The sequence below is a fragment of the Zobellia nedashkovskayae genome (assembly GCF_015330125.1).
Taxonomy (GTDB): domain Bacteria; phylum Bacteroidota; class Bacteroidia; order Flavobacteriales; family Flavobacteriaceae; genus Zobellia; species Zobellia nedashkovskayae.
Genome location: NZ_JADDXR010000002.1, coordinates 2,206,927 through 2,229,943 on the forward strand (window position 1 = coordinate 2,206,927; position 23,017 = coordinate 2,229,943).

Annotated in this window: 13 protein-coding genes; 9 read left to right on the top strand and 4 right to left on the bottom strand. The window is 38.1% G+C overall.

Going from position 1 to position 23,017, the window contains the following annotated elements:
- Position 1: 1 nt before the first annotated feature.
- The 9 genes from IWB64_RS09270 to IWB64_RS09310 are packed head-to-tail and all read left to right on the top strand — an operon-like array spanning position 2 to position 15,965.
- Positions 2 to 1,372, top strand: coding sequence for a sulfatase family protein (locus IWB64_RS09270; RefSeq protein WP_226975842.1), 1,371 nt, complete (start codon positions 2 to 4; stop codon positions 1,370 to 1,372).
- Positions 1,373 to 1,382: 10 nt separating this feature from the next.
- A complete protein-coding gene (locus IWB64_RS09275; protein ID WP_317171961.1) occupies positions 1,383 to 4,073 on the top strand; it encodes a glycoside hydrolase family 3 protein in 2,691 nt (896 codons plus the stop codon).
- 11 nt (positions 4,074 to 4,084) lie between these two features.
- Positions 4,085 to 4,873, top strand: coding sequence for an SGNH/GDSL hydrolase family protein (locus IWB64_RS09280; RefSeq protein WP_194533750.1), 789 nt, complete (start codon positions 4,085 to 4,087; stop codon positions 4,871 to 4,873).
- A 3-nt stretch (positions 4,874 to 4,876) separates the two neighbouring features.
- Entirely contained in the window at positions 4,877 to 6,733 is a 1,857-nt protein-coding gene (locus IWB64_RS09285) for a family 20 glycosylhydrolase (protein ID WP_194533751.1), read from the top strand.
- Positions 6,730 to 8,229 carry a sulfatase family protein gene (locus IWB64_RS09290; RefSeq protein WP_194533752.1) on the top strand — a complete coding sequence of 500 codons (1,500 nt, stop codon included), beginning with the start codon at positions 6,730 to 6,732 and terminating at the stop codon, positions 8,227 to 8,229. The genes IWB64_RS09285 and IWB64_RS09290 overlap by 4 nt, the downstream gene beginning before the upstream one ends.
- Before the next feature lie 21 nt (positions 8,230 to 8,250).
- Complete coding sequence (locus IWB64_RS09295) at positions 8,251 to 10,602, top strand: GH92 family glycosyl hydrolase (RefSeq protein ID WP_194533753.1); 2,352 nt, start codon at positions 8,251 to 8,253, stop codon at positions 10,600 to 10,602.
- Between the two features lie 6 nt (positions 10,603 to 10,608).
- Entirely contained in the window at positions 10,609 to 12,273 is a 1,665-nt protein-coding gene (locus IWB64_RS09300) for a glycoside hydrolase family 172 protein (RefSeq protein ID WP_226975843.1), read from the top strand.
- Positions 12,274 to 12,312: 39 nt separating this feature from the next.
- On the top strand, positions 12,313 to 13,614 hold the full coding sequence (locus IWB64_RS09305) for an alpha-L-fucosidase (protein ID WP_194533754.1): 1,302 nt from the start codon (positions 12,313 to 12,315) through the stop codon (positions 13,612 to 13,614).
- A 44-nt stretch (positions 13,615 to 13,658) separates the two neighbouring features.
- A complete protein-coding gene (locus IWB64_RS09310) occupies positions 13,659 to 15,965 on the top strand; it encodes a family 20 glycosylhydrolase (protein ID WP_194533755.1) in 2,307 nt (768 codons plus the stop codon).
- Positions 15,966 to 16,396: 431 nt separating this feature from the next.
- Here IWB64_RS09310 and IWB64_RS09315 read toward each other — a convergent pair whose 3' ends face one another.
- The 4 genes from IWB64_RS09315 to IWB64_RS09330 all read right to left on the bottom strand — a co-directional run bounded on the left by IWB64_RS09315 (position 16,397) and on the right by IWB64_RS09330 (position 22,943).
- Positions 16,397 to 17,284: a glycoside hydrolase family 16 protein gene (locus IWB64_RS09315; RefSeq protein ID WP_194533756.1), complete on the bottom strand. Its 888-nt coding sequence runs from the start codon at positions 17,282 to 17,284 to the stop codon at positions 16,397 to 16,399.
- A 75-nt stretch (positions 17,285 to 17,359) separates the two neighbouring features.
- Positions 17,360 to 18,148 (bottom strand): glycerophosphodiester phosphodiesterase, encoded by a 789-nt coding sequence (locus tag IWB64_RS09320; RefSeq protein WP_194533757.1) that lies wholly within the window; start codon positions 18,146 to 18,148, stop codon positions 17,360 to 17,362.
- Positions 18,149 to 18,252: 104 nt separating this feature from the next.
- Positions 18,253 to 19,857 carry a RagB/SusD family nutrient uptake outer membrane protein gene (locus tag IWB64_RS09325; RefSeq protein ID WP_194533758.1) on the bottom strand — a complete coding sequence of 535 codons (1,605 nt, stop codon included), beginning with the start codon at positions 19,855 to 19,857 and terminating at the stop codon, positions 18,253 to 18,255.
- 11 nt (positions 19,858 to 19,868) lie between these two features.
- Complete coding sequence (locus IWB64_RS09330; protein WP_194533759.1) at positions 19,869 to 22,943, bottom strand: SusC/RagA family TonB-linked outer membrane protein; 3,075 nt, start codon at positions 22,941 to 22,943, stop codon at positions 19,869 to 19,871.
- Between the last annotated feature and the right edge of the window lie 74 nt (positions 22,944 to 23,017).

A 23,017-nucleotide genomic window follows, 5' to 3' on the forward strand; every position in this document is an offset into this window, starting at 1 on the left:
GATGAGATTATTAGTACTTTCTTTTATGTTTTTGGTTGCAGCGGTTCCTAATGTTTTGGGACAGAATAAAACCAAAAAACCGAATGTAATTATATTTTTCGTTGATGATCAAGGGTATGAAGATGTTGGGGTGTTCGGTTCTCCATTAATTAAGACCTCCAATTTAGATGGAATGGCGGAAAACGGAATGAGGTTTACAGACTTTTATTCCGCATCTCCAGTTTGTTCTCCTTCTAGAGCTGCTTTGTTGACCGGAGCGTACCCAGTTCGGGTAAACGTGCCTAGAGTGTTATGGCCAAATAGAGAAGGTGGCCTTTCCAATAAAGAGTTGACGCTTGCCGATATGCTTAAAACTAAAAACTACGCAACCGCTTGTATAGGAAAATGGCATCTTGGAGATGAGGCACAGTACCTACCAATAAAACAAGGTTTTGATTCTTATTATGGCATTCCTTTTAGTAATGATATGTCCGTTAATCCAAAATCTAAAGTGGCTGAAAATATTCTTTTTAGAGAGGGAATGACCATAGATAGCCTACGGGAAGAGAAATGGAGAAAAGGACAAGTACCTTTGTTCAGACAAGATGAGGTTATAGAATATCCTGTAGACCAGACGACGCTAACGCAAAGATATACAGAAGAAGCGCTTGGTTTTATTACGGATAATAAAGACAATCCTTTCTTTCTTTATGTTGCCCAAACCATGCCACATATTCCTTTATACGCCTCTGAAAATTTCAAAGGAAAGAGTGCCCGCGGATTGTATGGTGATGTTATAGAGGAATTGGACTGGAGCATGGGTGAAATTTTAAAAACCTTGGAGACTTTGGGGATTGATGATAATACCTTGGTCATTTTTGCATCTGACAATGGGCCGTGGAAACTTAAAAATGGACATGGTGGTAGTGCATATCCTTTACGAGGGTACAAGTTCAATACCTATGAAGGTGGTATGCGCGTGCCGATGATTGCACAATGGAAAGGACAAATACCGGCTCAGACCGTGTGTTCAGAAGTTACATCTACTATAGATATTTTACCTACTGTAGCGTATCTAACGGATAGCGAGCTACCCGATGAAAAGATAGACGGTAATAATATATGGCCTATTCTACAGGGGAAAAACAAAAAATCACCACACACAAAAACGGGTTTCTACTATTACAAGGATACCATTGTAGAAGCGGTTCGGAAAGAAAATTGGAAACTACGTAGAGTTGAAGGGGAAATAGAACTTTTCAATTTGGCCGATGATATTTCCGAGACGACCAATGTTGCCTCTTCCAATCCCAAAAAAGTAAAAGAGCTGACTAAGATGTTAGAAGATTTTGATGCGGAATTAAAAACAGATGTCAATAGATATCAATACTAAATAATCTAGAGTGAAATACCTGAATCAAATTACTAAAGTTGTATTCTTTACCATTGCAGTCATAGCCATTTTTGCCTATACGAACGAGGAAGGAAAAACGCCTATTTATAAAAATCCCGATGCACCAATAGAGGATCGTGTAAACGATCTTTTAAGCAAAATGACGTTGGAAGAAAAATTCTGGCAAATGTTCATGATCCCGGGAGATTTGTCTGATGGGAAGGAAAAATACAAGCATGGTATTTTTGGTTTTCAAGTCTCCTCAAAAGGTAAGAATGATAATGCCGCGGAACAGTTGATGGATTACGGTCCGTCTGGGAGTGCGGAGGAAATGACCAATAAAATCAATGAGATTCAAAAATATTTCTTAGAAGAGACAAGATTGGGTATCCCGATTATTCCTTTTAATGAAGCGTTACACGGCTTGGCTCGTGATGGAGCAACGGTGTTTCCGCAAGCAATAGCGTTAGCTGCAAGTTGGGATACCACTTTGGTGGGCAATGTGGGGCGTGCCGTTACAAAAGAAACAAAAACTAGGGGCATACGTCAGATTCTCTCACCAGTTCTGAATATTGCAAGAGACGTTAGATGGGGTCGTACCGAAGAAACCTATGGAGAAGATCCTTTTTTGACCACACAAATGGCAAAGTCGTACATCGGGGCATTTGAGCGCGAAGGGGTCATTACAACACCCAAGCATTTTGTGGCCAATGTAGGTGCCGGTGGTAGAGATAGTTATCCAATTGATTTTAATGAGCGTATTCTTGAAGAAGTTTATTTTCCTGCTTTTAAAGCGGTATTTAAAGAAACGGGCGCACGTTCTGTTATGACATCTTACAACTCTTTGAACGGTGTACCCTGTACATCAAACGAATGGCTTTTAAGAAAGAAATTAAAAGAAGAATGGGGGTTTGAAGGCTTTGTTATTTCTGACGCCGGAGCTACTGGTGGCGCCAATGTGCTCCATTTTACGGCCAAAGATTATGCAGAGGCTACGGAAGATGCTGTTGAGGCTGGTTTGGATGTGTTATTCCAAACAAGCTATAATCATTATCCTTTATTTTGGGAAGCTTATGAAAAGGGAATGGTAGATATAAAGGCCATAGATGAAGCGGTTTCCAGGATATTAAAAGCCAAATTTGAGCTTGGACTTTTTGAAGACCCATATGTAAATGCAAAAGATGCCGCCTTTTGGAACGGTCATAAAGACCATCAAGATTTGGCACGCGAAGCTGCATCAAAATCCATGGTATTGCTAAAAAATGAAAATGAAGTTTTGCCTATCGATAAAAAGGAAAAAGTAGCTCTTATCGGATACGATGCCAAAGCGGCAAGATTGGGTGGTTACAGTGGACCAGGGAATGAAATTGTCTCTATCTACGATGGTTTGGTGTCAAAGGCAGGACAGGGTAATATAAAGTATGTCCCAGGAGTGTCCATAAAAGAAGAAAACTACACAATTGTTAAAAAAGACTTTTTATCGACTGAAAAATCAGGGAAGAAAGTAGAAGGGCTTTCCGCCGCATATTTTGATAATATAGCATTGACAGGTAAACCAAGAGTAGAACGCATAGATAAGGAGGTAGCTTTTTCATGGACACTTTTTTCTCCACACGAAGATTTGCCGTACGATTGGTTTTCTGTTCGTTGGAACGGAAAAGTAAAAGGTCCAAAAAATGGTAACGTCAATATTGGAGTCGAGGGCAACGACGGTTATCGCATGTATCTAGATGGTAAATTGTTCATTGACAATTGGAAAAAAAAATCATATAATACCATTGTAAAACCTTTTGAATTTGAAAAGGATAAGGAGTACGATATCCGAGTTGAGTTTTACGAATCTGCTGGAAACACAAAAATAAAATTGGTTTGGGATGCCGGTATTGTACAAGAATATAAAAAGCAGATAAACGATGCCGTAGAAGCGGCTAAAAATGCAGATATAGCTGTGGTTACTGCAGGTATAAATGAAGGGGAGTTTCGTGATCGTGCACTGTTGGATTTGCCCGGTCATCAAGAAGAATTGATAAAAGCGGTGGCGGCAACGGGTACCCCAACTGTAGTAGTATTAGTAGGTGGTAGCGCAATAACCATGGCAAATTGGATTGACGATGTAGACGGAATTTTGATGGCATGGTATTCCGGTGAAAATGGCGGTAATGGCTTTGCCGATATTCTTTTTGGTGATGTCAATCCTGCAGGAAGATTACCGGTTACTTTTCCTGTAGATGTAGCGCAATGTCCTTTGTACTATAATAACAAGCCCACTGGTAGGGGCGACAATTACCATAATCTTACAGGGCAACCTTTGTTTCCGTTCGGCTATGGTCTAAGTTATACCTCTTTTGAGTATTCCAATTTAAAATTTAGTAAAGCGACCATAACCGCTAATGAAAGTGTAACGGTTAGTTGTTCTATTAAAAATAACGGAGCTGTTGTTGGTGATGAGGTGGTTCAATTGTACATAAGAGATGAGTTGGCTTCTGTAGTAAGACCGATTAAAGAATTAAAGGGTTTTCAGCGTATTTCACTAGAACCTGGTCAATCTAAAAATGTTGTTTTTGAGCTTGGAGAAGAAGAACTTTCCATGCTTAATATTGATTTAAATAGAATTGTAGAACCCGGAGATTTTAGAATTATGCTCGGGTCTTCTTCCAAGGATATTAGGTTGAGAGGGTTTGTGAAAGTGAATGCTAATTGAAGATAGATAGAATGAAACGATCGGATTTTTTGAAAAAAGTAGGCGTAGGTGGTGTCGGTTTGGCATTGCTACCTCAGGTATATTCTTGTGCAACAAAAAAGGAGAATGATAGGGCCAAAGCTGCTTGGGAAGAATTAAGATCACATGCCAACCCTGTTTTTCATTATGTATATCCAAAGAAAGGGCTGTCTAATGTATTGTTGTACGGAGACTCTATTTCAATAGGATATACGCCTTCGGTAAGAAAGGAACTTGAGGCCAAAGCCGCGGTTTTTAGAATTTACCAAAACGGTATGTCTAGCAATGATTTTATAGCTAAAATGGATAAAATGGAACAAACCATGTTCAAGCCCTATTTAAAAGGAGGTTGGGATTTTGAATGGGACGTAATTCATTTTAATGTGGGGCTTCACGATTTAAAATATATGGGTCCTGATGGACTAGATAAAGAGGATGGTAAAGTAGTCTCTGAGATTTCAAAATACAAAGAAAATCTTACGGCAATATGCGAATACCTTCAACGCAAATTCCCTAATACAAAATTGATTTTCGCGACCACGACCCCGGTACCGGAAAATGCCAATGGTAGGTTTGCCGGAGATGCCATAAAATACAATGTTGCGGCTCGAGAGGTTTTAAAAAATTATCCAGCTATAAGTATAAACGACCTATACGATTACACTTTGCCGCATCATGAAGAATGGATGGTAGAACCCGGAAATGTTCATTACAACCAACTAGGAAGAACAAAGCAGGGCAAGCGGGTTGCGCAAGTAATTTTGGAACAATTAAATCAGTAATACATGCATAAATTTATAAGTTATATAATCGTTTTTTCTACTTTGGTCTTTGGTTTGCCGGCCTTCGCTCAGGAATCTTTTTTTATACCGCAACCGGAGTCTGTTTCTTTTACAGAAGGAGCTTTTCAGCTAGATGAAAATGTAAAAGTCATTGTGCCCAAAAAATTACAGGGAACGTTAATTCCTTATTTAGCGGAAAAGTTTCAAAACGATTTAAAGCTAAACCTGACATATTCCTACAAAGAAGCAAATCGTGACGAAAAGTATATTCTCTTTAAATTAATTAAGAAATCAGAATTACAGGATGAAGGTTATCAACTAGAGGTGACGCCAGAATCAATAACGGTTACGGCCAAGGATTACCCAGGACTTTTCAATGGTTTTCAGACTTTAAGACAAACCTTTCCTATAGAAAATTCAAGAACAATAGAGATACCAGCCATGTCGGTTACGGATAATCCTAGATTTGGTTGGCGCGGAATTATGTTAGATGTGTCTCGGCATTTTCAGACTAAAGAATATATCTTAAAACAGATTGATGTGCTTTCAGCATATAAGGTAAATAAATTTCATTGGCATTTGACTGATGATCAAGGATGGCGCATAGAAATTAAAAAATATCCAAACCTTACAGATAAAGGTGCATGGAGAGGAGATAGAACAGGAATCACCTGGTGGGAACGCGATAAGGCGACTGCAGAAGAACCTAAAACCGTAGGAGGGTTCTATACTCAAGAAGATATAAAAGAAGTTATAGCCTACGCCAAAATTCGCAATGTAGAGGTAATTCCAGAGATAGATATTCCCGGTCATAGTAAAGCACTGGTAGCCTCTTATCCAGAGTTATTCTGTTATAATGATGCAGAGGCTAATTTTGAAGTAGCCGTAGGAGGTAAGGCTCCAGATAATGCTGTTTGTGCCGGAAAAGAATACACATACGAATTTTTGGAAGGTGTAATTGAGGAAATTGCTGCGTTGTTTCCTTCAGAATACCTCCATATTGGTGGTGATGAGTGTAATAAAAGCAATTGGAAAAAATGTCCGTACTGCCAAAAGGTAAAAACGGATAACGATTTTAAAGATGAAGAAGAGTTGCAGAGTCATTTCATTCAGAAAATACATAAAATAGTAAAAGCACAAAAGAAGACCATGATTGGTTGGGATGAAATTTTAAGTGGAAACGGTGCGCCTGGCGCTACCATTATGGCATGGAGAAGAGGTACCTATACTCCTCAAATTACAGCTCCCCAAAATGGATATCCAACGATAATGACTTCCTATAAATATATGTATATAAGTCAGATTCAAGGTGCTACAATTTCTGAGCCAGAAGGGCCTAAAGTAGTACTTCCGGTATCAAAAGTGTACAGCCATGACCCCATGCCTAAAGAATTAACGGCTGAACAACAAGCTTTGGTTCTTGGTAATCAGGCAAGTCTGTGGGCAGAATTCACCCCTACTGAAGAACATAACGAATACATGTTATACCCGCGTGCTCTGGCAAGTGCAGAGGTGTCGTGGAGTAAACCTGAAAATAAAAACTGGCTAAGATTTCAGAATGCACTAGGAGCGTATCATTTTGAAAAATTAGAAAAGACAGGTATTAACGTCTCTAAAAGTGTATTCAGTGTTTACCCTTCATATGCTATAGACGAATTAAAAAATCAAGCGATTGTTTATCTACAGACGGAAACAGAAGGCAATGCTATTCATTACACACTTGATGGTGAAAACCCTACCTATCAGAGTGAAAAATATATTAGTGAATTTAGAACAGAAGCCAAAACCCTATTGAAAGCAGGAATTTTTAATGCGGATGGCAAACTATTGGGCAAAGTATTGGAAATAAGATTAAAATGAGAAATATTAAATTGATAGTGAGAACGGTAGTATTATTTCTAATTGGATTTCAACTAATACAGGCGCAAGAACAGCCTAATATCGTTTATATATTATGTGACGATTTAGGCTATGGAGATATTCAAGTTTTAAACCCTGAAAAAGGAAAAATTTTAACACCTCAAGTTGATGCTTTTGCTAAAGAATCTATGACGTTTACCGATGCACATTCAGCCTCGGCAGTTTGTACACCATCAAGATATGCGATTTTAACGGGCCGTTACTCTTGGCGTTCTAGGTTGCAACAAGGTGTCTTAAGTGGTGGCGATGAATTAGAGCCGCTAATTTCAGAAGACCGGATGACGGTTCCTAAAATGCTTAAAAAATCTGGATATAAAACAGCGGCTATTGGCAAGTGGCATCTTGGATTTAAGTTTGTGGATAACGAAGGTAATCCTGTACAGGTATATGATGGTAAAAAGGTTGTGGGACCGGCAATTGGATCAACCGTACCTAACGGACCAATCTCACGTGGTTTCGATTCTTATATTGGTTTTCATCATTCTAGAGTTATGAAAACCGTAATTAAAGATGATAAAGTAGTCAATAAAATGGAGCCCATAAAAATGTTACCGTTTTTAGCTGCTCATGCAGAAGAATACATAGATAGGGAGTCTAAATCTAAAGAACCATTCTTTATGTATTTAGCTTTAAACTCACCACATAGTCCGGTAGTACCTTCCGAAGCATGGCAAGGAAAAAGCGGTATGGGTGCTTATGCGGATTTTGTGATGGAAACGGATGATGTAGTCGGCAGAGTTTTGGATGCATTGGAAAAAAATGGCATTGCGGACAATACTTTGGTGTTCTTTACCAGTGATAACGGTTGTTCGGAACCAGTTTCAAAAGCAAAACAATTGGAAAAGAATTATGGTCACTATCCAAGTGCGGATTTTAGAGGTTATAAATCGGATATTTGGGAAGGTGGCCATCGGATTCCGTTTATCGTGAAATGGCCTGGTGTAATAGAACCCGGTACTACCAATAATCAGCTTATCTCCCAAACTAGTTTAATGGCAACCGTTGCACAAATTGCCGGTGTTGCCCTAGATGATTCCACAGGGGTAGATTCGTACAGCATACTGCCTATATTGAAAAATAGAAAAACCAAAACGGATTACAAGTTGGTGGTGCATCATTCTATTAACGGCAAGTTTTCTATACGTAATAAGAAATGGAAATTAGAGCTTACACCTGGCTCCGGGGGGTGGAGTAATCCAAAGGATAATAAAGCTATTGAAAAAGGATTGCCGGCCATTCAATTATACAACATGCGGAAAGACCCTAGTGAAACTACAAATGTGTCCGCAAAACATCCCAAGTTGGTAGAAAATCTAACCACAGAGTTGGTAGAAATCGTTGAAAGCGGACGGTCAACTTCAGGAACGGAACAAGATAATGATGTACTCGTAGATATCTTCAAGAAAAATGGAGCGAAACAAGCTGCAGCACACTAAAAATTAGAACCAAGGGTATATATGAAGGTTAAGAATATTAAAATATTAGTTTGTGTTAGCGTACTATTATCTAGTCTCGTTATAGCCTGTTCTTCCTCAAATGTAGAGAAAAAGATAGTTCAGCAAGATGAAGTAGCAGAGAAAATCGGAAAGCAGGCGGTGGATTATATAGACCCTATAATCGGTGCGGTCACGTATGGTAAAAAGTCAAAAGATGCCCATGGTTTTGGCAAAACTTTTCCTGGTGCGGCCACACCATTTGGTCTGGTACAATTGAGTCCGGATACGTTTACGGGAGGTGATAATGGACCGGGTTATTCTTACGAACACCCAACTATGGAAGGATTCAGTTTTACTCACATGAGCGGAATCGGCTGGTTTGGAGATTTGGGTAATTTTCTGGTTACCCCAACGGTAGGCGCATTACAAACAAATCGTGGTGTACCCGAGGAACCGGAAAGTGGTTACCGTTCCCGTTATTCTCATGATAGCGAAATTACTCAGGCAGGTTATTATGCGGTTACCTTAGACGACTATAAAGTCAAAACAGAACTTACAGCAGCACCAAGAGCCGGAATTATTCGGTTTACGTATCCTGAAAGCGATAGTTCTCGTGTACAGATTGATTTATCGCGTAGAGTTGGTGGAACATCAACAGAGCAATACATAAAAATAGTAAACGAAAATACGATTGAGGGTTGGATGAAATGTCCGCCAGAAGGTGGTGGCTGGGGAGCAGGTGCGGGTAATGCCGATTATGTGGTTTATTTCTATTGCCAGTTTAGCAAACCTTTAAAGGATTATGGTATTTGGAGTGCAGATTTACCTGATGTAAAACGAAAAATGCGTTGGATAAGAAAGGACAACTACCAAGATGCGGTAAAAAACGCCAAGATTTATACGAATAAAACAGAAATGCAAGGAAAGCATCTAGGTTTCTATTCAAACTTTAATACTCAAGAGGGTGAGGAAGTTTTAGTAAAGAGTGGGATTTCCTTTGTCAGTATAGACGGAGCTAAAGAGAATTTAGAGCACGATATTAATCACTGGGATTTTGATAAAACCAGACAAGAAGCTAGAGCTCTTTGGAGCAAATCCATAGAAAACATTTCGGTGAAAGGAGCTTCGGATAGAGAGAAAACCATTTTTTACACCTCTCTTTATCATACTTTAATAGACCCAAGGGCATTTTCCGATGTAAATGGTAATTATATGGGTGCCGATAAAAAAGTACACCAGACCAAAGATTTTACATACCGTACCATTTTTAGTGGTTGGGATGTTTTCCGTTCGCAATTTCCTTTACAGACCATTATTAATCCAAGCTTAGTAAATGACGAGATTAATTCACTCTTACAAATGGCAGAATTGAGTGGTCGCGAATATTTACCACGTTGGGAAATGCTAAACTCGTATTCAGGGGTTATGTTAGGTAATCCTGCGGTTTCCGTAATTAACGATGCGTACCAGAAAGGCATCCGTAATTACGATGTGGAAAAAGCATTTCAATATTCTTTAAATACGGTTAATAATACAGGAAATGGCGAGTTGGGATATTCAAATAAGCATATATCAAAAACCTTAGAATACGCGTATTCCGATTGGTGTTTGGCTACTATGGCCGAGTCTTTGGGAAAAAAAGAAATAGCCAGTGAATATTTTAAACGTAGTAAAAACTATAAAAACATCTGGAACGATGAGGTTAGTTGGTTCAGGGCAAAAGATAGTACAGGTACGTGGTTAGATTGGGAAGGGAAAACAAAACATGGTCAAGGCTGTATAGAAAGTAATCCATACCAACAAGGATGGTTCGTTCCGCATGATATTGATGGTTTAAAAGATTTAATGGGAGGGGAAGAAGCTTTTAAAGATGAACTGGTTTCGTTCTTTGATAACACTCCAGAAGATTTTCTGTGGAATAATTATTACAACCACCCAAATGAGCCGGTACACCATGTACCATTTATGTTAAACGAAGCAGGGATGCCGCATCTAACGCAGAAATATACACGAACTATTTGTAATGATGCCTATGGAACTGATGCCTTTGGATTGTGTGGAAACGAAGACGTAGGGCAAATGTCCGCTTGGTATGTTTTAGCATCCATAGGAATTCACCCTATAAATCCTGGTGATAATAAATATCAAATAACAAGTCCAGTATTCAACGAAGTCGAAATCAAGTTAGATAGCGATTATTATACCGGTAAAACCTTCAAAATTATAGCAAACAACAATTCAGAAAAAAATATCTACATACAGTCCATGAAATTAAATGGCAAAAATTTAGATAGGTATTGGATTACCCATGATGAAATAACCCGGGGAGGTATATTAGAAATGGAGATGGGACCAGAACCTGTAAAACAATAAGATGTAATGAAAAATTTGATAATTAATACCGCACGTATTACTGTACTTGTACTGTTTTTGGGCTCATGTTCTCAAAGCAAAGACCAAGAAGATAAAATTAGCATTTCGTCATTATTAAATGAAATGATAGATCGCGATGCAATAACCAAATTTCCAACAAAGGATTTTCGTTTAAAACAAGAAAGTAGTTACAACAGAGCATCAAAAACAACAAATGATACGGTTGGCTGGTTTATAAATCAAGATTTCAACAGAAAAAATAAAGAAGAAGATCAAAATTTCATTCGAACCGAAGAAATTAACGGACAAAAAGAATGGGTAATAATGGATCATCAAGGTCCTGGTGCTATAGTTCGTACATGGATGCCTTTTTTAAACGCTCAAAAACCAACAACAACCAGTATTGTCAAAATTTATTTAGACGGAGCTAAAGAACCAACTTTGCAAGGAAATATGTTGGGACTTTTGAATGGCACAGGTTTGTTTCCTTTTCCTTTTGCCCATAAATCATTGCGATCATCGGTTTCTTTTTTTCCTATTCCTTATGCCAAAAGTTGTAAGATAACAGTAACCGAAAAACCATTTTTCTATCAATTCACGTATCGCGAGTATGATGAGGGAACCAAAATTAAAACCTTCACTTTTAAAGATTTTAAAGAGGAAAATACTTTAATTAAAAAAGTGGGTGATGCTTTATTGGCTCCGGAAAAAATAACAGAAGGAAAACATTTTACATTATCGGAAACCTTAAATACAGGTGAAGAAAAATCTGTTGAATTAACTTCTGGTACAAATGCTGTTCGAGGTTTATCATTAAAATTAGATAGTTATAAAGATTCTACGATTACACGATCGGTAGTTTTAAAAATGGAGTTTGATGGGCAAGAAACAGTATGGATTCCTATTGGCGATTTTTTTGGATGCGGTATTGGTTTAAACCCTTTTCAAGGGTGGTACAGAACTGTTGCAAATGACGGAACGATGTCCAGTAGATGGGTGATGCCATATCAAAAAAATGGAAAAATCTCTGTTATTAATCTTGGCAATAATCCTATTAATATAAACCTAGAAGCTGTAGTTGGCGCTTATACCTGGGATAAAAATAGCATGTATTTTAATGCAGCTTGGAGAGGTGAATATCCGGTTTCAACAAGACCGTTTTCAGATTGGAATTATGTTACGCTAAAAGGTAGGGGAGTGTATGTAGGTGATGCTTTAACCATATGGAATCCTGTAAAGAGATGGTGGGGCGAAGGTGATGAAAAAATTTGGGTAGATGGAGAAGATTTTCCTTCGATTTTCGGAACCGGAACAGAAGACTATTATGGATATTCTTGGGGAGGCATGAGCAATGATTTTTATGAGCACCCATTTCATGCACAGCCAAACTCCAATAAATACAATAAAATCAATAGAAAAACCGAAGCGGAGATTGGTGATAGAAACACCCAAAAATACAGTACGGAAACACGAACCCGTGCTTTGGACGGTATGCCATTTGGCAGCTCGCTGCAACTAGACATGGAAATTTGGAGCTGGACTGATTGTGATATGGAATACGGTGTAGGGGTATATTGGTATGGCGATGCGGCTACAAAATCGAATCGAAAAGGAGACCCGGAGGCCGTGAAAGATTTGTTGGGTGCCACCAAAATAATTATAGAGGAATAATTAATATTAAAGAGATTAACTAGAAATTAAACTGAACAGATGAAAAAGTTACTTTTATTAGCCGTATTAACCATAATGGTGAACCAAGTTGGCGCACAGGTAAAATACGAATACCTTATGCCAGAGTACACACCTACAGAAGGTAATCTTCAGGCTCGAAAAGAGTTTCAGGATATGAAATTTGGTATGTTCATTCACTGGGGCGTATATAGCGTTTTAGGTGATGGAGAATGGGTGATGTACCAACAGAAAATAAAGCTGGATACGTATAAAAAACTACCTAAATTTTTTGACCCAGAGGATTTTGATGCCGATGAATGGGTAAAAATTGCTAAGGCTGCAGGTATGAAATACATAACTATTACCTCTAGACACCATGATAGTTTTAGCATGTTCGATACGGATGCTACCGACTATGACATTATAGATGCAACCAGATTTGATAGAGATCCATTAAAAGAGTTGGCTGAGGCTTGTAAGAAGGAAGGCATAAAATTGAATTTCTATTACTCACTTCTAGATTGGGCACGTGACGATTATAAAAATGGAAAAAAAGGCGATGAAGAAGCTTGGGGCGATTATGTGAAATTCATGAAAGCGCAACTTACGGAACTACTTACCAATTATGGCGAAATAGGCTGTATTTGGTTCGATGGACATTGGGATAGAAAAAAGGCCAATTGGAATTATGATGAACTTTATTCGTTGATTCATGAATTGAGTCCAAATACCTTAATTGCGAACAATCACCACATACAGCCTATTCCGGGAGAAGATATTCAAACCTTTGAAAGGGATTTACCAGGAGAGAATAAAGGAGGATATAGCGCTGGTGTAGAGATTAGCCCATTGCCTTTAGAATCTTGTGCTACTATGGCTAAAACATGGGGTTTTGATTTAAACGACACAAAGTTTAAGACCACGAAACAATTGGTTCATTTTTTGGTAAAGGCAGCAGGAAAAAATGGAAATCTTTTACTTAACGTAGGCCCTATGCCAAACGGCGAAATTCAACCAGAATTTGTATCTACATTGAAAGAAATGGGAGAGTGGGCCACAAAATATGGGGAGTCTATTTACGGAACAAGAGGGGGTGTGATCAAAACTCAAGATTGGGGAACAATTACTAAAAAAGAAAATACCTTATACGTTCACGTTTTAGACGCTCCTACCGAACCCTACATTTTTATTCCTGAACTTATGGAAAAGATAAAGTCCGTTTCTTCTTTTGATGGTGCTACCAAAATTAAATTCAAGCAAGTTAAAGAGGGGATTTTTCTATATCCTGCATCACTTGATGACGAAAGTATCGATACTATTTTCAAAATGGAAATCAGATAGAAAACAAGATGTCGCTTATGCGTTCAAATATGAAATTCTTACAAATGAAGAATCAGAAATTATTCTTAGCACTGGCACTAATTACAGTGTTATCTGCATGTACATCACCTAACCCATCGTTTAAAAAAGAAGATATTTCATTACTGCCCAAGCCAACAAGTTTTGATTTGGGTGAAGGTTCTTTCAGGGTTACATCTGATACCAAATTGGTTGTCAGTGATGAAATGCACAAGAAAGCGGCAAATTCTTTGACGAACTTGTTTTCTAAAGCTGCTGGATTTTCTTTAGAACACACGGCCGAAAGTATTGAGCAAAGCATAGTTTTTACTACTATTTCAGGTATGAAAAAGGGAGAATATATGCTTGATGTACATCCGAATGAAATTACGGTTGAAGCATCCCATGAAAACGGATTCTTCAATGCTGTCCAGACCCTACGCCAATTGCTTCCTGCTGAAATTGAATCTGCAGAAAAAGTTAAAGCAGAATGGCTGATTCCAACAGTGGCCATTAGTGATGAGCCACGCTTTCAGTGGAGAGGAATGCATATGGATTTTAGTCGTCATTTTTTCAAAATGGACGAGGTCAAATCCTTTTTGGATTATATGGCGCTCTACAAGATGAACACCTATCACATGCACCTTACCGATGATCAGGGCTGGCGTATGGAGATAAAAAAGTATCCGTTATTGACGGAAAAAGGTGCGTGGCGTATTCCCAATAATCAAGATACTATTTGTAATACCAGAGCCGTTGAAAATGAGCTTTATAAAATAGACGAATCCAATTTCAAAGAAGTTGATGGAGAACGAAAATACGGTGGCTTTTTCACTCAAGAAGAAATCAAGGAAATCATAGCCTATGCAGATGAGCGAAGCATTACCGTTATCCCTGAAATTGATATGCCGGGCCATTTCAAATCTGCTATAGATAATTATCCTTATTTATCGTGTAACGAAGATTCTGGCTGGGATACGGTTTTTACTTATCCTGCTTGTTTAGGTAAGGAAACGACTTATAATTTTATGAAGAATATCTTATCTGAAGTCGCTGAAATTTTTCCTTCGGATTACATTCACATTGGTGGAGATGAGGTCAATATTAAATCGTGGGAAAAGTGTCCGCATTGCCAAAAGGCAATTAAAAAACACGGTCTGTCAGACGAGCACGAATTGCAGTCTTATTTTAATAGGGATATAGAGCAATTTTTAAACTCCAAAGGGAAAAAATTATTGGGTTGGGATGAAATTGTAGAAGGCGGTCTAACCAAAGAAGCTACCATTATGTGGTGGAGGGGCTGGAGGCCAGATGCCCTGGAAAAGGCAGCTGAAAATGGAAATGAAACCATAATTACAACAACAGACGCATATTATTTTGATTATTTAAATGAAGGAAATCCTTTAGAAAGAATCTATAATTACGAGCCCGTGCCTGAAAATTTTACAGAAGAACAATCAAAAAATGTGCTAGGTATCCAGGCCAATTTATGGTCGGAATGGATACCTAATTTTAAACGATTACAGTACCAAGCTTTTCCAAGAATATTGGCAGTTGCTGAAAACGGTTGGGCTTCAGCTGAGACTAAGAGTTTTGACGACTTTAATTCAAGAGTAGAAAAGCAGTACAAGAGGTTAGATGTTCTAGATGTCCATTATTACATACCCGCCGTCAAAGGATTGGATAAAGAAATAGCCATTGTAGACAGTGCATTGGTGCCGTTAAAACTAGCTTATCCACTAGAAGGAGTTGAGATTTTTTATACTTTGGATGGAACCGTACCAACACCAGAATCCATTAAATATGAAAAGCCATTCTTGGTTGAAGACACTGTAACAATAAAAGCAAGAGCATACAGGGGTAAAATATTCAATGACCTAAAGTCTACAAAAGTAACCCGGACAACATACCGGGAAGCATCTAACGAAGTTCCTAAAACCAAGGGATTGAAAAGGTTTGTTATTAAAGGAAAACATAAGGAGGTGAAAAGTCTAAAACCGGATACCAACTTAAAAGGGGAAAAGGTAGATAGTGTTGATTTGGCAGGGTTCAAGGAAGAGAAAAGCTTTAATTTAGTGTTTCAAGGCTATTTTCACGCAGAAGAAGATGCGGTTTATGAGTTTGAAACACGTTCTGATGGCGGAGACCATTTATTGATAGGTGACGAACTGATTGTTGACAATGGCGGCTGGCACGGCCCACGAAAACGACATGGTAAAGTAGCTTTAAAAAAAGGATGGCATCCCATCTTAATTAAATATAGACCTAGTGACGATCCAAGGGTTATGAGTGTTAAATATGCTAGGCAAGGAGAAGAGCTATTGCCGATGAATAGTAGGGTTAGTGGATTTTAGCGGTTTACGACCTCTCCTAACTTTAAAACGAACAGCAAAGGATGTGCTATAACAATTTATATTTTTTAAAAAAAATACATTATCACTTTCAGGAAAGTGACTTTATTTCTACCTAATGGCCTAATGATTTGCATGGGATTACCATATTCACCAAAATAAATGGGCATTTGTACCTAACGACCAAAAGCATGGTTATTGATTGGATGCAATTCAAAACCACAATAGAAAATATAGAAAATTTGCTAGAATATTACCGTTTTGAAAATAGAAAAGATACGTTAGAATCTATTATAGAGTCTGTCATTGGTCTAGCGAAGGTTATTTAAATTGAAAGATAGTATTTCCGGTATTGAGTGACATAAATTAATGATTAGAAATATGACTAAGAGGAGTTTTACATATCGTTTCTTATGAATTTTAATATTTATAATTTACTCTTGTTGATATACCCTAGCATAGTCAATTATCATTTGTTGTGGAAAGATGCTATCGTCTATACCTTTTTGTCCTCCCCAACTACCACCAATGGCTAGGTTTAATTTTAGATGAAACGGTTGGTCAAAAGGCCATTCTGCATTGGTTTTGTGGAGGTTTATAAAGTGATGATAAACGCTGCCGTCTAGAATAAAATCTATTCTCTCTGGTGTCCATTCAATCGAATATTCATGGAAATCATCGTAAGGATTTTCTATAAAAACAGATTTGCCAACTTCGGTTCCTTTAATGTGGTTGAAAGATGTAGTATGAACGGTACCGAAAATCGAATCGTTTTGATAGCCAACGTGTTCCATGATATCTATTTCACCGCATTTTGGCCAACCTACTTCTTTCCAATTTTCGCCCAACATCCAAATAGCCGGCCAAGTTCCCGTACCCTTCGGTAATTTGGCCCGAACACTGACTTTGCCATATTTCCATTCGTTTATACCCTTGGTAGTTAAGCTGGCGGAGGAGTATTCTCCAAACTCCTTATTTTTTATCCAGTTGTCGGTTTCTTCAGAAACAAATGCCTCGTTTATTACCTTTTCCTTGTGGGCCTCTATGATGAGAAAGCCATCCTCGATACGAACGTTTTTTGGGTCGTTAGTATAGTACTGTGCTTCGTTATTTCTAATAAAACCTGTTTCGTAAGCCCAATTAGCAGATTTTGGTTTACCAGTACCATCAAATTCATCCGCCCATACCAACGTGTAGGCTTCGGGCGATTCTTCACCTGGCTCAGTGTTTGTGTTTTTCTTAGTGTTGCTTTCGCAACTGCCATCAATAAGTCCTACAAAAATTAAAATTAGAAGGTATTTGAAATTAGGGGGCTTTTGCATGAGTCTTAGTTATATATACAAGATAAGAAACTTCGGGAGAGTGTAGAGGTTGTAACTAAATTCTTCATAGAAGTACTATTTTCTGGGTTGCGATGATATTTTGAGTAGCAATTCTGGCTCGTTCGTTGTGATAAAATCAAAATCATTTTTCAAGAACCACTCCATGTCATCTTCCTCATTAACCGTCCAGGCATTTAGGGCTATTTTATTTTTTTTGGCACTAATTACCCATTCGGGATGTTTTTTAAAGACAGAAAAATAATAATCCGCACCATCAATACTATCTCGTTTTAATACTTCAGGAGATTTGCTTCCATCAAGGTATTGCGTATGTACTTCAGGGTTCAGTGCTTCCAATCTTTTTAAAATATCATAGCTAAAGCTAATGTAGATGACCATATGTTGTGCTTTGAGTTCATCTATTAACTTATAAACTTTCTCTGCAATCAAAACTCCCCTTTCCTTATTTGTTGAAGGTTTTATTTCGCAAACAAGACGGGTAGTCGTATTGTTTTGCAAGCCGGCTACAATATATTGTCTTAGGGTAGGTAGTATTTCGCCGTTTTTCAAAGGAAATCTGATTAGATTTTCATAAGAGGTATCTTCGATATTTAGGTTGGCATAATCTGGGTCATGAGTAATTATTAAAGAATCGTTTGCCGTCATACGTACATCAAATTCGCTACCTGCGTATTGCATCCGAATAGCTTCCTTTAAAGCTGCAATGGAGTTTTCCGGTAAGTTTTTGGCCTTCCATGCACCTCTGTGGGCTACCACCTTATTTTGGGACAACCCGGATGTTTTTTTTGTAGAGGAACAAGAACCAACTAGTACCATTGTCATCAATAAAAAAATAAATCTCATACGTTACATTTTAAACATTAATATTTGGGCACAGATCAAAAGATCCATGCCCAAACTTCTCAACTCAACTCAACTCAACTTAAATTAATTTTTACTCGGGTATTTTAATTGTAACCATCATTCTGTGGATAGCCAGGGCCTAACAAATCAAGATCAATCTGTGCAATAGGAAAATTGATGTAATAAGGCTTCCAATTTGTACGTGGGTCTTTTTCACCTAAATTGTCCGGAAAATATTCACCATCACCTGCATAATTTGTTATTTGTTTATCAATAACGTTTTGTCCCATTCTTTTGAGAGTAAACCATCGTTCCCCTTCAAAGGCAAGTTCTCGTGCCCGTTCATCTAAGATAGCTTGTTCATCTATAGTGGTTATGGGACTGGCTCCCGCCCTAGTTCTTACCGCATTTAAATAAGGTAAAGGGTCTCCGCTGGATCGCATAATAGCCTCTGCCGCTATCAAATAGGTCTCAGCCAATCTATAAGCTAATATGTTGCTTCTTTGAAGATAAGAATTTGGGTTATCGTCTTCTTGGGCAAACTTTATGCATGATGGATGAAGTCTTTGGTAGTATGAGGTATAGGTGTCGCTAGGGGAGCTCAAATCCGTAATAGGTTTATAGATTTTAATCTCTTGGTTGATGCTGTCGCCAGAAGTGTAATAGTATTTTAATCTAAAATAAGTATCGTCATCCCTTGTGTCATTTGGGTCCTCTGCTAGAAGGTCTAGTAAATATCGATTTGGTAATATCCTGGAGAATCCTCTGCCACCTTGGGCTATATTAGCCTCTATACCGGAAATCTGAAAGTATTGGGTAACATAGTTGGCATTCATCATGGTATTGTCTCCGCCACCCAATAGATCATCTTGAGACTGTACGACGAACAATGCTTCTGCGTTATTTCTATCACCTGAAAAAACTTCTTCCGTTGTTGGCATTAAGCTATGAGGCCCTTCTTCAATAAGCGAAACCGCTTGGTACTTTGCCTCTTCCCAATCGCCTTCCCACATGGCCACTTTGGCTTTCAGGTGTTTTGCCGTCCCTTTTGTTACGCGGCCAAAGGTATCGTTCCATTCCAAGTGTTCTATAGCGAAATCCAAGTCACTATTTAATAGTGCAAAGATTTCTTCCTTGGATGATTTATCATTAATAACATCAAAAGCATTATCTACCGTAACCGTAGTAGTTGTAACGAAAATGTTATTGAACATCCTATATAAATAAAAATAGGAGTTGGATCTAAAAAACTTGGCTTCGGCTAAAACTTTGTTTCTTGTATCGTCATCAATTTCTTCTAATTCCTCGGCAGCATTAATGATTTCAGTGGCCTTATTTGTAATGTTATAAAAATGCTTCCAAAATAACGAGGATACAAAATTAGCGCCTTGATCTACAGGAGAGACTCCTCTTTCGTATCTGCCCATTAACCCTGTATACCCCGTTCTACTAAATGCAAGATCGCTTCGGGAAGACATTAAGACAGCTCCCATAAAATCTTCGGTGCTGTTATCATATCTATCCCTGTTGAACTTATATAAGCTTACCACGCCTGATTTTAATCCGTCCTCGGTAGTATATATATAATCAGAATCTATTAAGGTGCTCGGTTGTTCCTCTAAATAGTCATCGCACGATACGGCTATAAATACTACCGTTAGTAGGGTAAATCCCTTCTTTAATTTTATGTATAGTTTTTCGGTATTCATAATTTCTTATTTTAAAATTTAACCCTTAAACCAAAAGTGAAACTTCTTGCGTCTGGATAGCCAGTGTCGGCATTTGAAAAGGTACTTCTAATATTAACTTCAGGACTATAGCCGATATAATCGGTATTGGTGAACAAATTGGTTCCGGTAACATAAAACCTAATTTGCTCAAGGTTTAAATCGGAAGTTATAGCATTGGGCAATGTGTACCCTAAACTAACCGTCCTTAATCTTACGTAAGACGCATCTCTTACAGCCAATGCATTTAAATATAGGGGAGTACTGTCAAAATCAGGTCTAGGAAATGATGTGGACGGATTCTCGGGGGTATAATAATCTACCTTTACACCATTTAGCTTTCCAGAAAGAGTGCCGCCGTTATTAAAATCAGACAAAAAGGGATTTACTTTGTTAGTACCTTCAACAGCGTAGAAATCTACAAACAAATCAAAACCTTTATACGCTATAGTAGTGGATAACGAACCGAACCATTCTGGATTGGATTTTTTATATACTCGATCCTCAAGTGTTATCTTTCCATCCGGTATTCCAGTTTCATTGCCATTAGCATCTACCCCGTTAGTATCTTTGATTTTAATATCGCCTGGTCTAAGGTTTTCCTGAGGTAACGCCGATTCGGGGTTTGCCTGTGGAGCATTGGCAAAATCTTCTCCTTCTTGCCAGATGCCATCAAACTCATATTGATAAATAACTCCAACGGGTTGTCCTACGTAATACCCATAGCTATCATCTGTCGTAACCGGGTTATTGTCTCCATCATTATAGAGTTCCAGTAATTTGTTTTTGTTCGTGGACCAATTAGTTGAAACCGACCATTTAAATTTATCGTTATCTACAATATTGGCCGTCAGATTTAATTCCACACCGGTATTTTGGAGTTCCCCTGCATTAAAGAAGGTGTATTGGTATCCTGTGGTAGAAGGCACCCCTCGGCGGAGCAATAAATCCGTTGTTCTGGCATCGTAATAATCAATATTACCTGTTAAAAGCCTATTGAACAGCGAAAAATCAAGGCCTAGGTTTAGTGTTGTTATTCTTTCGAATTTCAAATCGGTATTCGGAAGAATTACAGAAGGTGAGTAGCCTGAAAAGGATTCGCCGTCAAAAGTATAGTTTTGCCCATCTGCGGTAAATAAAGAAGTATAAGCACGCCCAAGATCATTTACTAAGGAACCGTAACTAGCCCTGAATTTTAGTTCTTGAACAGAATTTACATCTTGTAAAAAACCCTCATTATGTATTTTCCAAGCGAAGGAAGCTGCGGGATTAAAGCTCCATTTATTATCTTGTGAATTAACGGAAGCCCCATCGGCCCTAGCCGTTGCAGTTAATAGATATTTATTGTTGAGGTTGTATCTGGCCCTAGTCATAAAGGAAGCCAACCGTTGCTGGTTTTTGTCGCGTTCAACAGTTACGTTACCTACAGCATTTGAAATACCGTCATAACTTAAACTTTCATTGGTAAAACCTTGTCCTTCGGTAAATGTTCTACTGTACTTATTTTCTTGTGAAGATTGAACGAAAGTCAAATTAAGCCTATTATTTTCATTAAAGGCCTTGTCATAGGTTAATATATTTTCTATCAAATAAGACTCTATCAAACTATTGTCAATTCTAGCTATACCATTGACATCATCGCCGGCGGAACTTAATGAAGATTGATATTGTCCTCTTTCCGATGTTCTTCTGGTAAGGTTGGTCTTTAATTGATATTGTAGGTCTTTGGTAATCTGCCAAATAGGAGTAATATTTATTACATAATCATTTCCCTTTTCATCATTATCTTGCTCCCTTAAATTCCAGATAGGGTTTACTGCGGACAGTTCCTCGCCACTTGGAAATTGTGTTAGGTTACCATCTTCATCATAGGCCCTGCCCAAAGGTGAAGTTGTGATTACATTTACGTTTGCAGCCCTTTCGGTATCATCGTTCAAGATGTTTAGATCAAAATTTACTGAAAACTTATCACTGATTTTTTGATCTACATTTAAACGTAACGTTTTTCTAGTATAATTGGAAGTTGGAATAATACCTTCTTCTTTAAAATAATTAACGCTACCGAAAACCTTGGTAAATTCAGTGCCGCCACTTACGCTAACCGACTGACTGTTTACATAACCGCTTTTTACCAACTCATCTTCCCAGTTAATGAATTCGTTATTAGCTAAAGAGGCCAATTCTAATTCAGAAAAGATATCCTCTTCGTTAGGGTAAGATCCATCTGCAATATTAGACCTAGCTGCTTCTCTTCTTAATTGGGCAAACTCTTGTCCGTTATAGACGTCAAAATTACGCTCTATGGATTTTGATGATACAAACCCGTGATAATTTACACTGACTTTACCGCTTTTGCCTCTCTTGGTAGTAATTAGAACTACACCATTGGCCCCTCTTGAGCCGTAAATAGCTTGTGCAGATGCATCTTTTAGGAACTCCATTGATTCTATATCATCAGAATCTATATCTTCAATTCCTCCATCTCTGATGATGCCATCTACAACATAAATGGCACTAACGCTACCCTCAATAGAACCTTGGCCCCTAAAGATGATATTTGATGTGCCTCCAGGTCTTAAAGTACCTCCTCCTACATCTACTTGTAAGCCAGCTATTCTACCTCTAAGCATTTCATTGACATCTGCTGTCGGTGTCAATATGGCTTTTTCAATATCCGTTGTGGCTACCGCGTTGACTACATCACTTTTCTTCTGAGTACCATAACCAACAACAACGACTTCTTCCAGTTGACTGGAATCCTCCTGTAAAGTAATAGTTATAGGACCCTTGGAAATAGGCACATCTGCATTGGCATAACCAATATATGAAGCGGTTAAGGTAGTGGCATCTAAAGGAGCATTCAAGATGAAATTACCATCAAAATCGGTAGATGTACCCTGGGTTGTACCTTTTACCACTATTGAGGCCCCGGCTAAGGGAATTCCATTTTGATCAAGAACTAATCCTGTTATTTTCTTCTGGTCTTGAGAGTAGAGCACTACAACAGAAAAGATGTTTAGCAAAAGCCACATTAGCTTTTTTCTTGGGTTAAATAATTTGGTAATCATAGCGTATTGGTTTTGTTCAAAACTAAAGTTGGGTTTTTTTAGACAGTTGTAAATTGTTGTATAACAAGAACATG